The 14,916-nt window shown below is 38.7% G+C and carries 10 protein-coding genes; 7 read left to right on the plus strand and 3 right to left on the minus strand.

Annotated elements, in window-relative coordinates:
• Positions 1–137: 137 nt before the first annotated feature.
• Positions 138–2,972, minus strand: a complete 2,835-nt coding sequence (rcsC, locus tag C0T34_RS03225; protein ID WP_098942378.1) for a two-component system sensor histidine kinase RcsC — start codon at positions 2,970–2,972, stop codon at positions 138–140.
• 192 nt (positions 2,973–3,164) lie between these two features.
• Positions 3,165–5,792 (minus strand): DNA topoisomerase (ATP-hydrolyzing) subunit A, encoded by a 2,628-nt coding sequence (gene gyrA / locus C0T34_RS03230; protein WP_098942377.1) that lies wholly within the window; start codon positions 5,790–5,792, stop codon positions 3,165–3,167.
• A gap of 172 nt (positions 5,793–5,964) precedes the next feature.
• Between gyrA and ubiG the strand changes: the two genes are divergently transcribed.
• The 6 genes from ubiG (at position 5,965) to tyrP (ending at position 12,506) form a co-directional block, all read left to right on the plus strand.
• Positions 5,965–6,702, plus strand: a complete 738-nt coding sequence (gene ubiG, locus C0T34_RS03235) for a bifunctional 2-polyprenyl-6-hydroxyphenol methylase/3-demethylubiquinol 3-O-methyltransferase UbiG (RefSeq protein WP_109849681.1) — start codon at positions 5,965–5,967, stop codon at positions 6,700–6,702.
• Between the two features lie 348 nt (positions 6,703–7,050).
• The gene (gene nrdA / locus C0T34_RS03245) at positions 7,051–9,342 is read left to right on the plus strand and encodes a class 1a ribonucleoside-diphosphate reductase subunit alpha (protein ID WP_098942375.1); all 2,292 of its coding nucleotides are present in this window, start codon (positions 7,051–7,053) and stop codon (positions 9,340–9,342) included.
• A gap of 11 nt (positions 9,343–9,353) precedes the next feature.
• Positions 9,354–10,484, plus strand: coding sequence for a class Ia ribonucleoside-diphosphate reductase subunit beta (gene nrdB / locus C0T34_RS03250; protein ID WP_098942374.1), 1,131 nt, complete (start codon positions 9,354–9,356; stop codon positions 10,482–10,484).
• 25 nt (positions 10,485–10,509) lie between these two features.
• Entirely contained in the window at positions 10,510–10,788 is a 279-nt protein-coding gene (gene yfaE, locus C0T34_RS03255; protein WP_075670674.1) for a class I ribonucleotide reductase maintenance protein YfaE, read from the plus strand.
• A gap of 90 nt (positions 10,789–10,878) precedes the next feature.
• Complete coding sequence (locus tag C0T34_RS03260; protein ID WP_036935606.1) at positions 10,879–11,112, plus strand: YgdI/YgdR family lipoprotein; 234 nt, start codon at positions 10,879–10,881, stop codon at positions 11,110–11,112.
• Positions 11,113–11,294: 182 nt separating this feature from the next.
• A complete protein-coding gene (gene tyrP / locus C0T34_RS03265) occupies positions 11,295–12,506 on the plus strand; it encodes a tyrosine transporter TyrP (RefSeq protein ID WP_098942373.1) in 1,212 nt (403 codons plus the stop codon).
• 92 nt (positions 12,507–12,598) lie between these two features.
• Here tyrP and C0T34_RS03270 read toward each other — a convergent pair whose 3' ends face one another.
• Positions 12,599–13,141 carry a YfaZ family outer membrane protein gene (locus tag C0T34_RS03270; protein WP_088495143.1) on the minus strand — a complete coding sequence of 181 codons (543 nt, stop codon included), beginning with the start codon at positions 13,139–13,141 and terminating at the stop codon, positions 12,599–12,601.
• Between the two features lie 284 nt (positions 13,142–13,425).
• On the opposite strand from C0T34_RS03270, the gene C0T34_RS03275 reads away from it, so the two are divergent.
• A complete protein-coding gene (locus tag C0T34_RS03275) occupies positions 13,426–14,880 on the plus strand; it encodes a catalase (protein WP_098942372.1) in 1,455 nt (484 codons plus the stop codon).
• Positions 14,881–14,916: the final 36 nt, after the last annotated feature.

Raw genomic sequence — 14,916 nt, forward strand, 5'->3', positions numbered from 1 at the left:
TATGACTCTGCTCTATTTTATCTTATCTATCAAAATACTTTTCAAATACATTATTTTTCGCCTTATTTGGGCTTAAAAATAAATAAAGACTAATAAATTAGTCTTTATTTACTCATTTTATCGTTCACGCTCTAGAATTATTCTTTAGGAATATGCTTCACCAACACTTCTCTTAAAATAGAAAGTGAAACAGGTTTGGATACACAATCATTCATTCCAGCATCAATACAGCGTTGCTTCTCTTCGGCAATCGCATTCGCCGTTACTCCTATTACAGGCATATCACTGCCCATTTCTCTTATATGTGTTGCCAACTGATAGCCATTCATATTCGGCATATTGACATCCGTCAAAACGATATCAACATGATTCTTAGCTAAATACGTTAATGCATCACAACCATCTTCTGCTGTTGCTGTATTAAAACCAATTTTTTTCAGTTGATCGGTCAACAATAAGCGGTTTATTGGATGATCATCGACAATAAGGATAGTTAAGGTTTGTAAGCTACAATCTGTAGCTTGCTCCATCATCTCCACACAATTTGCTTCAACTTTATTTTGTGGTAATTGTAGTATTATTTTTGTTAATTCATTTAGTTTATAAGTACTGCATACCCATACGTTTTCAGCTATTTTCTTCGATGGCTCAAAGTAATGCTCATTGATCCTAATAAATTGGCAGTTATCTTTTCTTGGTAGATCGTAGTCCGTAATAATAAAATCGTTTGAAGATATCACCACTTCTTCAGTTAGTAATTCACAGCTCAAACCGAAGTAACGAAGGTATCGACCAATAAAACCCTCCAAATAAAGATTTTTAATATCTATAAAGCAACGAACATTACTTTCTTTATAAATATTCTGTTTAGACGACGATTCTATTCCCTCTAAGGCACCATAAAGAGGTATACGAACCGTAAAGCGGCTACCAATATTTTCTTGGGAAACAACACTGATATCCCCATCCATTAAGTTGATCAGTTTTTCACAAATGGCCAAACCTAATCCAGTTCCCTCTGATGCACTTTCTGTATTTTGAGATACTTGGAAGAATGGCTCGAACAGCTCATGCAATGCTTTATCGCTAATGCCTCTCCCTGTATCATGAATATCAAAATAGAGATAATAATCATCTTTATAAAGATGTAAGGTAATACATCCCGTTGTGGTGAATTTAATACTGTTATTCAACAAATTAGAGATAACTTGTTGTACACGAACAGGATCGCTATTTACAATTTTTGGTACATTAGGTTCGATAAAACAGTAAATAGCCAAGTCTTTTTTCGCAATCAAAGGTAAATAGTTAGAAATCACAAAAGAGAGCACTTGGCGACAATTAAATGGCTTAATATCAATTTTTAACTGTTTAGATTCAATTTTCGAGAAATCGAGGATATCGCTGATAATTTTTAGCAATAACGATGAGGAGTTATCCATCGTCTTTAGTAATCGAGATGTATCATCACTTTGTGTAAGCGACTGCAATAATTCTAGATTGCCAATAATACCATAAAGTGGTGTTCGTAATTCGTGGCTAACTGTTGCCAAAAACATCGATTTAGCTTGGTTAGCTTGCTCCGCAGCTGTCGCCATATTTTGTAGTGAGCGCTCCATTTTAACCCGTGCGCTAATATCCACTAAAACACAGATAGCCACATCCTCATTTTGATAACGTGAGTTAACAAAGCTTATTTGCAGATGATTACGATTGTTGGTCACTACATCGACCATATTGCTACTTTTCTCAGCAATAATAGAAAGGATATTTTGTTTATCGCTGTGGCTAAGCAAACGAAAATAGTTGTGTGCTAGCTCGTTACTTAAGATGATCATTCCATCACGTATTCTAAGAATACTGATCCCGACTGGCGCTGATGCCACAATCTTATGGTTAAATTGCTCGTGTTCTTCTAGACGAGAGGCATTATTTTCAGCTGGAGAGAATATTTTTCTCTCAAAGATCCAGACGAAAATAAAAATCATAATGGCTGAGATAATATTTAAGATCAGCGCATTAAAAATCGTGAATTTAAATTCATTTAAAATTTGCTTGAGTGGTAATGAATACACCACACTAAAAGATGATGGTAATAATTTACGCTTAGCAACTAAATCACTAAAATCTTCATCAAAGCCAAAATAAGGGGCGCTGACATCAGGAACCTGCTTAACAGTATGATAGTTGTTTTCTGCTGGATAACTTAAAACCGTAGTATTTCTGCTATTAAGAAGATGAATTGAAATCACTCTATCTTTGGCAGGAGAAAAATACTCAAGACGAATAGCCCTTTCAATACCAATCAGACCAATGAATTTACCTGAGGCATAAACTGGCGACATAACATATAAAATGCCACTATCCCCTTTTGCATCTGGCACTATCCAATATTGGTTAACTTCTTTACCTTGTGCACGTTGATTAACATAGTTACGTGTATTTTCGTAAACCATTTTTTTCAACATTTCAGTATCAACAGGGGATGCGCGCAAAGGGAAGTTAATCATACACATGCTATGGGAACCAACCATAAAGACTTGATTTATCCCTTGTAATGCCGGAGTGTTATCTTTCCAATAATATAAGATACTGTTAAAGGAGCGGAAATAGTTGTTTGTTTGCCCTTTAAATAATTCACAATCTGCGGTGTCATTAAGTTTATGAAGTGAGAATGGCCCTTCATAAAATAATGAGTTTTTCATGCCTGGGTTTAAGTTAATTTGTTCTTGGTGACGTTCTGCTAGGTATTGTAGATCACGAATAGTGCCGGAGGTTTGCCTAAAGAAACCAAGAAGGTTGGTGTAGTTATTACTATACTCTTGCCGAATATCAGACTTAGTATCATTGAAGATATTGATGAGGTAAAACATGGTTAGCAATGCCCCCATCGCCCACAACATGATACCTAATACGCGAAAAAGGTAGCGGGAAATTTTTAACGATGTTTTAAAGGACGAGAGATATCTCAAACAACCACCCTAATCAATATTCCTACCGCACAAGAAACTTATTCTATTCTAGCAGAAGTTACTGAATCTCTGAATGATATGATCTTTATCATCAGGATAATTTTTTCTGATGATGAACTGATCCTACCACATAAAAAAAGCAGGCAATTATGCCTGCTTTCTTTTATTTATACATCACAATAATGATAAATATTATTCTTCGTCCGCATCATCTGCTAAATCTGAATCAGGTGCTTCGGGTGACTCTTCGCTAATAACCTCATTAACTTCATCGTCATCTAATGCATCATCTTCGTCTTCAACACGCTGCAAGCCAACAACCAACTCGCCTTCTGTTGTACGAATTAAGGTAACACCTTGTGTATTACGTCCAACAATACTGACTTCAGAAACACGTGTACGAACTAATGTTCCCGCATTGGTGATCATCATAATTTGATCAGTTTCTTCAACTTGAATTGCACCAACAACTTTACCGTTACGCTCACTCACTTTAATAGAGATAACGCCTTGTGTTGCACGATTCTTCGTTGGGTATTCGCTTTGAGCAGTACGTTTGCCATAGCCATTTTCAGTTACGGTTAAGATATCTCCTTCACCACGAGGGATAATGAGTGAAACCACTTTATCGTCATCACTCAGTTTCATACCACGGACACCTGTCGCAGTACGACCCATTGGGCGAACACAATCTTCCGCAAAACGAACCACTTTACCTTCCGCAGAGAACAACATAACTTCGTTTGTGCTATCGGTTAAATCAACACCGATTAACTCATCGCCTTCATTTAAGTTAACGGCAATGATACCTGCACTACGAGGACGGCTGAAATCTTGCAGAGGCGTTTTCTTCACGGTTCCGCTTGCTGTTGCCATAAAGACAAATTTACCTTCTTCATACTCTCTTACTGGCAAAATGGCGGTAATACGTTCATTTTGCTCAAGAGGTAATAAGTTGATAATTGGACGACCACGAGCACCGCGACTTGCTTCTGGTAACTGGTAAACTTTCATCCAGTAGAGACGACCACGGCTTGAGAAGCATAAAATCGTATCATGGGTGTTAGCCACCAATAGACGATCGATAAAGTCTTCTTCTTTAATTCTTGCTGCTGATTTACCTTTACCACCACGACGCTGTGCTTCGTAATCGGTAAGTGGTTGATATTTAACGTAGCCTTGGTGAGAAAGTGTCACAACAACATTTTCTTCATTGATCAAGTCTTCAATATTAATATCAGCCGTATTTTCAGTGATCTCAGTGCGACGAGGATCGTTATACTGATCTTTAATCGCATTTAGTTCTTCACGAATGACTTCCATCAGACGTTCTGGGCTTCTTAAGATATGTAATAGCTCAGCAATTTGAAGTAATAACTCACGATATTCATCTAACAGTTTTTCATGTTCAAGACCAGTCAGTTTCTGCAAACGCAGATCCAAAATAGCTTGAGCTTGTTGCTCTGTTAGATAGTATTTACCGTCGTGCACACCATATTGTGGCTCTAACCATTCAGGACGAGCAACGTTGCTGTCGCCAGCACGCTCTAACATGGTAGAAACGCTACCTAAATCCCAAGGTTGTGCAATTAATGCCGCTTTTGCTTCTGCTGGATTTGGTGCTTGACGGATCATTTCAATAACTGGGTCAATGTTCGCCAATGCAACAGCCAGTGCTTCTAAGATATGAGCACGGTCACGCGCTTTGCGTAATTCGTAAATAGTACGGCGAGTAACAACTTCACGACGGTGACGAATAAAGGCAGAGATAATTTCTTTTAGATTTAATAATTTTGGTTGTCCTTGGTGAAGCGCAACCATATTAATACCGAAAGAAACCTGCATTTGTGTTTGTGAGAATAAGTGATTTAATACCACTTCACCCACAGCATCACGTTTGATTTCAACGACAATACGCATACCGTCTTTATCAGACTCGTCACGTAATCCGCTAATACCTTCAATACGCTTATCTTTAACAAGCTCTGCAATTTTTTCAATTAAACGAGCTTTATTCACCTGATAAGGAATTTCTGTCACGATAATAGTTTCGCGACCTGTTTTCTCATCAGTTTCGATGTCAGCCTGAGCACGGATATAAATTTTTCCGCGACCAGTACGGTAAGCATCTAGAATTCCTCTGCGGCCATTAATAATAGCGGCAGTCGGGAAATCAGGCCCCGTAATATGTTCCATCAACTCTTCAATCGTGATGTCTTCGTTATCAACATAAGCAAGACAGCCGTCGATAACTTCGCCTAGGTTATGTGGAGGAATGTTTGTTGCCATCCCCACCGCAATCCCTGAAGAACCATTGACTAACAAGTTTGGAATACGGGTTGGCATTACTGCCGGAATATGTTCTGTTCCATCATAGTTAGGAACAAAATCAACCGTTTCTTTTTCCAAATCCGCCAGCAGTTCATGGGCGATTTTCGCCATACGAACTTCGGTATAACGCATTGCAGCCGCCGAGTCACCATCAACTGACCCGAAGTTACCCTGCCCGTCAACCAACATGTAACGCATAGAAAAAGGCTGTGCTAAACGAACAATCGTTTCATAAACAGCACTGTCACCGTGCGGGTGATATTTACCGATAACATCCCCAACAACACGGGCTGATTTTTTATAAGGTTTATTCCAATCGTTTCCTAGTACATTCATCGCGAAAAGCACTCGGCGGTGTACTGGCTTCAGTCCGTCTCGAACATCGGGTAATGCGCGTCCTACAATAACAGACATCGCATAATCCAAATATGAGCTTTTCAGCTCTTCTTCGATATTAACTGGTGTGATTTCTCTGGCAATGTCGCTCATGGAGCCACTGTCCCTCATACTACGGATTCAAAGGTTTAGAACTATACCACAAATCGCCAATTTTTGGAAAAAGGAAACAACTAAATTAATGATCCTTTCGCTATTCTCTTCGATTTCACCGTCTAACGTTGGTAGAATCATGGCAATATGAAAATAGGAGTAATACTTTCTGATGAATGATAAAACAACCTCTTTACATGCTAACGTGGATCAGCATGAAATCGACAAGTTTGAAAGCGTCGCATCACGGTGGTGGGATCTTGAAGGTGAATTTAAGCCATTACACCGCATCAACCCGCTAAGACTCAACTATATTCAAGAACGCGCAGACGGCCTATTCGGAAAAAAAGTCCTAGATGTTGGTTGTGGTGGCGGTATTTTGTCTGAAAGTATGGCATGTGCTGGGGCCGAGGTAACTGGTCTTGATATGGGTACAGAGCCATTACAAGTTGCACGTTTGCACTCGCTTGAATCAGGTATTCCTGTCACTTACATTCAAGATACGGTTGAAAACCACGCGAATGAAAACTCACAAACTTACGACGTCGTTACCTGTATGGAGATGTTAGAGCACGTTCCCGACCCTTCATCTGTTGTAAGAGCCTGTGCAAAACTGGTAAAACCTGGTGGACATGTTTTCTTCTCAACCATCAATCGTAATAAAAAAGCGTGGCTGATGCTGGTAGTAGGTGCGGAGTATATTCTGAATATGGTACCTAAGGGCACACATGATGCTAATAAGTTTATTCGCCCATCAGAATTACTTAGTTGGGTTGATGAAACCGATTTGCGTAGCAAAAATATGATTGGTTTACATTATAACCCGATCACTGACAAATTCCGATTAGCGCCAAATGTCGATGTGAACTATATGGTGCACACACAATCGACACATAACTCGAATTTGTGAAACTGAAAGTTTGATTTGGTTTAATAAAACATCAAACGATCACATTTTTTAAAATTGACTTTACATCGTTGTCACTTGAATTTGTGTTTCTTACTGCCTGTATTTATGCAGGGTACAGGCAGTTGTTAAAAAATTTATCCCCTATTTATCCACAGAAACAATCAGATTTGTACACTTGATCAATCGCTCAATTACCTTTATCTTGTTATCACCATTTGAACCAACCCCTATATATTGTGTTTCCTTAAATTTCACACCACAAGACTCCTTGACACAGATTGTCATCGGGAGCGTTTTTTTGCGGTATAAAATTTCAGGTAACACTAATGCAAGAAAGGTGCATCGCTCATGAATCACAGCCTGCTCGTCACAAAACGTGATGGTCATAAAGAACGCATTGACTTAGACAAAATTCACCGTGTTATCACCTGGGCCGCAGAAGGTCTAGAAAATGTCTCTGTATCTCAAGTTGAATTACGTTCTCAGATTCAGTTTTATGAAGGTATCAAAACTGCTGATATCCATGAAACACTGGTAAAAGCTGCTGCAGACTTAATCTCTGGTGAAACGCCTGATTATCAGTACCTCGCTGCCCGTCTTGCCGTATTTAATTTACGTAAAAAAGCGTATGGCCAATTTGAGCCACCAACACTGTATGATCATGTTAAAAAATTAGTCGATTTAGGCAAATATGATCGCCATCTTCTTGAAGATTACACACAAGAAGAGTTTGAACAGATGAATAGCTTTATTGTTCATCAACGTGATATGAACTTCTCTTACGCTGCAGTTAAACAATTAGAAGGTAAATACTTCGTTCAAAACCGTATTACAGGTGAAATTTACGAAAGCGCACAGTTTTTATATGTTTTAGTTGCAGCTTGCTTGTTCTCTCGTTATCCACAAGCAACACGTATGGACTATATTGAACGTTTCTATAATGCGATTTCAACCTTTAAAATCTCATTACCAACGCCAATCATGGCGGGTGTAAGAACACCAACTCGTCAATTTAGCTCTTGTGTATTAATTGAGTGTGACGACAGCCTTGATTCTATCAATGCGACATCAAGTGCCATTGTAAAATATGTTTCTCAACGTGCGGGTATCGGTATCAATGCGGGTCGTATTCGTGCATTAGGTAGTGCTATTCGTAATGGTGAAGCATTCCACACGGGCTGTATCCCTTTCTATAAACACTTCCAGACAGCGGTAAAATCTTGCTCGCAAGGTGGTGTTCGTGGTGGCGCAGCAACCTTGTTCTACCCATTATGGCATTTAGAAGTTGAAAGCCTGCTGGTACTGAAAAATAACCGTGGTGTTGATGATAACCGTGTTCGTCATTTAGATTACGGCGTTCAATTAAACAAATTAATGTATGAACGTTTAATCAAAGGTCAGGATATTACTTTATTCAGCCCTTCTGACGTCCCAGGTCTATACGATGCATTCTTTGCTGATCAAGATGAATTTGAACGTTTATATGTGCAATATGAGAAAGATAAGAGCATCCGCCAAAAACAAATTAAAGCGGTTGAGTTATTCTCATTAATGATGCAAGAACGTGCATCAACTGGCCGTATTTACATTCAAAACGTTGACCATTGTAATACACATAGCCCATTTGATCCGGCGGTTGCACCAATTCGCCAATCAAATTTATGTTTAGAAATTGCACTGCCAACTAAACCATTAAATGATATTAAAGATCCTAATGGTGAAATTGCACTGTGTACATTATCTGCATTTAACTTAGGCGCAATTGAAAATCTTGATGATTTAGAAGAACTTGCTCGTTTAGCCGTTCGTTCTTTAGATGCGCTGTTAGATTACCAAGATTATCCAATCTTAGCAGCAAAACAAGGTGCAATGGGTCGTCGTACCTTAGGTATTGGTGTTATTAACTTTGCTTATTATTTAGCAAAACACGGTGTTCGCTACTCTGATGGTAGTGCAAATAACTTAACTCATCGTGCGTTTGAAGCAATTCAATACTATTTATTAAAAGCATCTAATGAATTAGCGAAAGAGCAAGGCGCATGCCCATGGTTTAATGAAACCACTTATGCTGACGGTATTTTACCTATTGATACCTACAAAAAATCATTAGATGTACTGACAAAAGAACCTCTGCATTACGATTGGGAAAGTTTACGCAAAGACATTAAAGAGCACGGTTTACGTAACTCAACACTGTCTGCACTGATGCCATCAGAAACATCTTCACAGATTTCGAATGCAACAAATGGTATCGAACCACCGCGTGGTTATATCAGTATTAAAGCCTCTAAAGACGGTATTTTACGTCAAGTTGTTCCTGAGTATGAGCGTTTGAAAGGCGCTTATGAATTACTATGGCAAATGCCAAGTATTGAAGGTTACTTGCAGTTAGTGGGCATCATGCAGAAATTCGTTGACCAAGCCATTTCAGCGAACACTAACTACGATCCTACTCGTTTCCCTAGCGGTAAAGTTCCAATGAACCAACTGCTGAAAGATTTGCTGCTCGCTTACAAATATGGTGTGAAAACACTTTATTATCACAATACCCGTGATGGTGCAGATGATGTACAGGGTGATCTGGAAGAAGTCGTTGAGACGGAAGATACAGATTGTGAAGGCGGCGCGTGTAAAATTTAATTGAGGAAGCTATGTCTTATACTACTTTTTCACAAGTTAAAAATGATCAACTTCAGGAGCCCATGTTTTTTGGGCAACCTGTTAACGTAGCGCGTTATGATCAGCAAAAATATCCTATTTTTGAAAAGTTAATTGAAAAACAACTCTCCTTCTTCTGGCGTCCAGAAGAAGTGGACGTTTCTCGTGATCGTATTGACTACAATGCATTACCTGATCATGAAAAACATATTTTTATTAGCAACTTAAAATATCAAACGCTGTTGGATTCGATTCAAGGCAGAAGCCCTAACGTGGCATTCTTACCTTTGATCTCGATCCCAGAGTTAGAGACATGGGTTGAAACATGGTCATTCTCTGAAACCATTCACTCACGCTCTTATACTCATATTATTCGTAATATCGTTAATGATCCGTCAGTTGTGTTTGATGATATCGTTGAAAATGAAGAAATTTTAAAACGTGCACGTGATATTTCTTCTTACTATGACGAGTTAATCAAGCTGACAAATCTTTATCACATGTATGGTGAAGGCGACCATCAAGTTAAAGGTAAAACAGTTCACGTCACGTTACGTAAATTAAAGAAACAGCTTTATCTGTGCTTAATGAGCGTCAACGCACTAGAAGCAATCCGCTTCTATGTTAGCTTTGCTTGTTCATTTGCCTTTGCTGAACGTGAACTGATGGAAGGTAACGCGAAGATCATTCGACTAATTGCTCGTGACGAAGCGCTACACTTAACAGGTACACAACACATGCTGAATTTACTGCGTTCAGGTCAAGATGATCCTGAAATGGCAGAAATTGCAGTAGAATGTGAGCAAGAGTGTTATGACCTGTTCGTTGAAGCTGCTGAGCAAGAAAAAGAATGGGCTGAATACCTATTCTCTGAAGGCTCGATGATTGGTTTAAATAAAGATATCCTTTGCCAATATGTTGAATATATTACTAATATTCGCATGCAAGCAGTGGGTCTTAAATTACCATTTAAAGCGCGCTCTAATCCTATTCCATGGATCAACGCATGGTTAGTGTCTGACAACGTTCAAGTGGCGCCTCAAGAAGTTGAAGTCAGTTCTTACCTAGTGGGTCAAATCGATTCACAAGTTGATACTGACGATTTAAGTAACTTTGAACTGTAATACTGAGAAATAACACCGATACGTTATGGCATCTCATAAAGTGACCCTGCATCAGCAGGGTCTTTCAAAACCTTTAGAATTTCATACTGACACCCATCCCTCTTTGCTTGATGCATTAGAGCATGGGAAAGTCCAAGTTGAATACCAATGTCGCGAAGGCTATTGTGGCTCTTGTCGTCTGCGCCTAGTGAAAGGCAAAGTTTGTTATCGTAATGAACCTTTAGCGTTTATCCAACCTGATGAAATCTTACCTTGTAGTTGTCATCCCATCAGTGATATCGAAATAGAAATTTACTCTGAATAATTTGAATTATCTTAATTTGAGCTTTTTTCTAACACTCTTGTTCAACTTTGACTAAGGTTAAGTTAACACGATAAAAAAAGGAAAAGCATTATGAAATTAAAGTCTATTTTCTCAGTCATTGCTATTTCTACATCAATTCTGCTTGTTGCTGGCTGTTCAAGCCCACAAAAAATAGAAACAGTAAATGGGGAAACAATTTTAACGACAGATAAACCCCAAGAAGATGAAGCAACTGGATTAATTACCTACAAAGATTCAGAAACTGGACAGATTAAACAAATTAATCGTGATCAAATAAGACGAATGGTAGAGCTTGACGATTAACGCTCTTATAAACCCTTCTCTTAAAGCGCCAATTCATATTTATGATTGGCGTTTTTTTATTCATAAAATCTTTTCTTGTAAACTAATCATTACACTATACGTAATTAAAATTTGACAGAAATTTACCATTCTTATACTCTGCTTTTTAAATAAATAAAATAGTCTAGTGAACAGAGGATCTTGTGAAGAATCGCACTATAGGCAGTGTTTTTATTGTTGCAGGAACAACAATTGGGGCAGGTATGCTGGCAATGCCACTGGCTGCCGTGGGTATTGGCTTTAGCACGATGATGCTATTGCTTATTGGCTTATGGTTATTGATGAGCTATACCGCATTACTGCTGGTGGAAGTTTATCAATACAACGATCCTCATACAGGTCTCGGTTCTATCGCAAAACGCTATCTCGGTGTAGGTGGTCAAGTTATCACTGGTCTCGCATTGTTGCTATTAATGTATGCGTTAACGACCGCTTATATTAGTGGTGCAGGTGAATTACTTTCGGCTACCCTTTCATCTTGGATTGATCATGAGCTTTCTGTCACTCAAGGTATTATTATCTTTACAGTGATTGGCGGAGCTGTAGTAGGAATTGGTACCACATCAGTTGATATGATTAATCGGCTGCTATTTACAGCAAAAGTTTTCTTCTTAATCTTTATGCTGGTTGTGATGTTACCCCACGTTGAAAGCGTCAATTTAACGTCAATGCCAGTCGCTCAAGGACTTATTCTTGCTGCTATTCCCGTTATTTTTACTTCATTTGGTTTCCACGGTAGTGTGCCAAGTATCGTAAGTTACATGAATGGCGATATTAAAAAGCTACGTATTATCTTTATTATTGGTAGTGCTATTCCGCTTGTTGCTTATATCTTATGGCAAATTGCCACATTAGGTGCCATCCCAACAAATACTTTTATGGGAATTATGGCGCAACAATCGGGATTAAATGGCTTACTGACGGCTATTCGTGATGTTGTTGCTACACCTCGCGTAAATATTGCGGTTAATCTATTTGCTGCGTTGGCGTTGGCTACTTCATTCCTTGGTGTTGCATTAGGTCTATTTGATTACCTTGCAGATCTCTTTAAGCGCAGCAATCGCGCAACTGGGCGTATGCAATCAAGCCTGTTAACCTTTGTTCCACCTTTGGTTTGTGCGCTTTATTTCCCTAACTTTGTGCAAGCATTAGCTTATGCTGCTATTGCACTATCAATTTTAGCATTACTTCTGCCGGCTTTATTAGTATGGAAAGTCAGACAAGAACAAAATGGTGCTGATAAATACAAAGTTAAAGGTGGGAAAGGTGCATTAGGTATTGTATTTACTTGTGGTCTGGTGGTTATTGGTATTCAAATCGCCATCACTTTTGGTTTATTACCTCAAGTTGGCTAACTCCCTTTCTTATATAGATTTCTTATAGACAACAAAAAAGCAGGTGCTGATTTTAGACACCTGCTTTTTTTGATTCAGATATAGCGTCTAGATTAGAAACTTAAACCAGCCCCCACATAGAAACCATCAGCTAATTTATTATTGCTTCTATTATGTGAGTTTTCAATTTCAATCACGCGATAACCTGCATTAACATGCAATGGTTTAAATACCGTTAATTGTGCACCCACATCAGCTTCATAATAAGATTTGCTACCAGAGGTTAATCCTTCAGGAGATGCATAGGCTTCGCCATACACACTTAAAGAAGGCAGAACATTCCAGTTAAGACCCACACCACCCGCTAAAGCAGCGCCATCATCACCATTTTTGGGTGCTAAATAGAGTGCTTTACCACCAACACTTGCTGAAAAAGGCCCTAAAGGTAACGCAAATTTTGCACCTAAGCTTCCTACTTGACCATCATGATCACTACGAGCCCAGTTACCATTAAAAGAAAGACCCGCATTAGGATCACCTAAACCAGCACGAACATCAGTATAATGTTCCCCTGCTTGAATATTCATTGATACTGCATTGGCATTTCCAGCCACAAACAGCGCACTTATCGCACCGACCAATAAATATTTTTTCATTGTTATTACTCCAGCAAATAATTGTCCTAACTTATAATTATACAACAAATTTATTAAACAACTTGACTCAAAATTGAAAGATAATCTGTAGAATTTTCAATCTATGTAAATAAGTTACATCTATCAATATTATTGGTCTAATTGGTTTTATTAATGAGTCCAATATTGCTAAAGTGGAATTACAGTCAATATTAACCATAATAAATATAAGGCTGTTCGCTTCGTTTTATTCACACATGCTATTTTTTTAGAACGTTTACTATTTCATAAACTGGAGATATGTGATGGAAAAGAAAAAGCTAACAACGGCGTCAGGTGCACCTGTTGTAGACAATAATAACTCAATGACAGCAGGCCCTCGTGGTCCGATGTTACTTCAAGATGTCTGGTTTTTAGAAAAACTAGCTCACTTTGATCGTGAAGTTATTCCAGAAAGACGTATGCACGCAAAAGGCTCTGGTGCTTTTGGTACATTTAAAGTCACTCACGATATTACGAAATATACTCGCGCTAAAATTTTCTCTAAAGTGGGTAAAAAAACAGAAATGTTTGCTCGCTTTTCAACCGTTGCGGGTGAAAGAGGTGCCGCAGACGCCGAACGTGATATTCGTGGCTTTGCGTTAAAATTTTATACTGAAGAAGGTAATTGGGATATGGTGGGTAATAACACCCCTGTTTTCTACCTTCGCGATGCCCTGAAATTCCCAGACTTAAACCACGTTGTAAAACGTGATCCTAAAACCAACCTACGCAATATGGCATACAAATGGGATTTCTTCTCTCATTTACCAGAAGCTTTGCACCAATTAACTATTGATATGAGCGATCGTGGTTTACCACAAAGCTATCGTTTTATTCACGGTTTTGGTAGCCATACTTATAGCTTTATTAATAAAGATAATGAGCGTTTCTGGGTTAAATTTCACTTCCGTTGTCAGCAAGGCATTAAAAATCTGATGGATGATGAAGCTGAGACTCTGGTTGGTAAAGATAGAGAAAGCTCACAACGTGATTTATTTGATGCGATTGAACGCGGTGATTTCCCTCGCTGGAATTTACAAATTCAAGTGATGCCAGAAAAAGAAGCGTCAAAAGTCCCTTATAATCCTTTCGATTTAACTAAAGTTTGGCCTCATGCTGATTATCCATTAATTGATGTGGGCTATTTCGAGCTAAACCGTAACCCTGAAAACTATTTTTCTGATGTAGAGCAAGCAGCATTTAGCCCTGCCAACATTGTTCCGGGCATTGGCTTCTCCCCAGATAAGATGCTACAGGGTCGCCTATTCTCTTATGGTGATGCTCACCGTTATCGTTTAGGTGTTAATCATCATCAAATCCCTGTGAATGCGCCACAATGCCCATTCCATAATTATCATCGTGATGGTGCAATGCGTGTTGATGGTAATAGTGGTAGCGGTATTACTTATGAGCCAAATAATGGTGGCATGTTCCAAGAACAGCCTAATTTTAAAGAGCCACCATTATCAATTGAAGGTGCTGCAGATCACTGGAACCATCGTGAAGACGAAGATTATTTCAGCCAACCTCGTGCACTGTATGAATTACTGAGTGATGAAGAGCATCAACGTATGTTTTCTCGCATCGCAGGTGAGTTAATTCAAGCAAGTAAAGATACACAAAAACGTCAAATTGCCTTATTTAAGAAAGTTCATCCTGAATATGGTGCTGGTGTTGAAAAAGCAATGAAAGCATTAGCAAAAAAAGACGCTAAATAACCGTATAATAAGAAGCCCTGTGAGCAACTCGGCAAA

Origin of the sequence: Proteus sp. CA142267 (assembly GCF_003336825.1) — a bacterium.
In the GTDB taxonomy this organism is placed as follows: Bacteria; Pseudomonadota; Gammaproteobacteria; order Enterobacterales; family Enterobacteriaceae; genus Proteus; species Proteus terrae.

Coding starts and splice junctions, on each gene's coding strand:
- ubiG (WP_109849681.1), top strand. CDS start 5,965: ATGAATGATAAAACAACCTCTTTACATGCTAACGTGGATCAGCATGAA.
- C0T34_RS03275 (WP_098942372.1), top strand. CDS start 13,426: ATGGAAAAGAAAAAGCTAACAACGGCGTCAGGTGCACCTGTTGTAGAC.
- nrdA (WP_098942375.1), top strand. CDS start 7,051: ATGAATCACAGCCTGCTCGTCACAAAACGTGATGGTCATAAAGAACGC.
- yfaE (WP_075670674.1), top strand. CDS start 10,510: ATGGCATCTCATAAAGTGACCCTGCATCAGCAGGGTCTTTCAAAACCT.
- C0T34_RS03260 (WP_036935606.1), top strand. CDS start 10,879: ATGAAATTAAAGTCTATTTTCTCAGTCATTGCTATTTCTACATCAATT.
- nrdB (WP_098942374.1), top strand. CDS start 9,354: ATGTCTTATACTACTTTTTCACAAGTTAAAAATGATCAACTTCAGGAG.
- C0T34_RS03270 (WP_088495143.1), bottom strand. CDS start 13,141: ATGAAAAAATATTTATTGGTCGGTGCGATAAGTGCGCTGTTTGTGGCT.
- gyrA (WP_098942377.1), bottom strand. CDS start 5,792: ATGAGCGACATTGCCAGAGAAATCACACCAGTTAATATCGAAGAAGAG.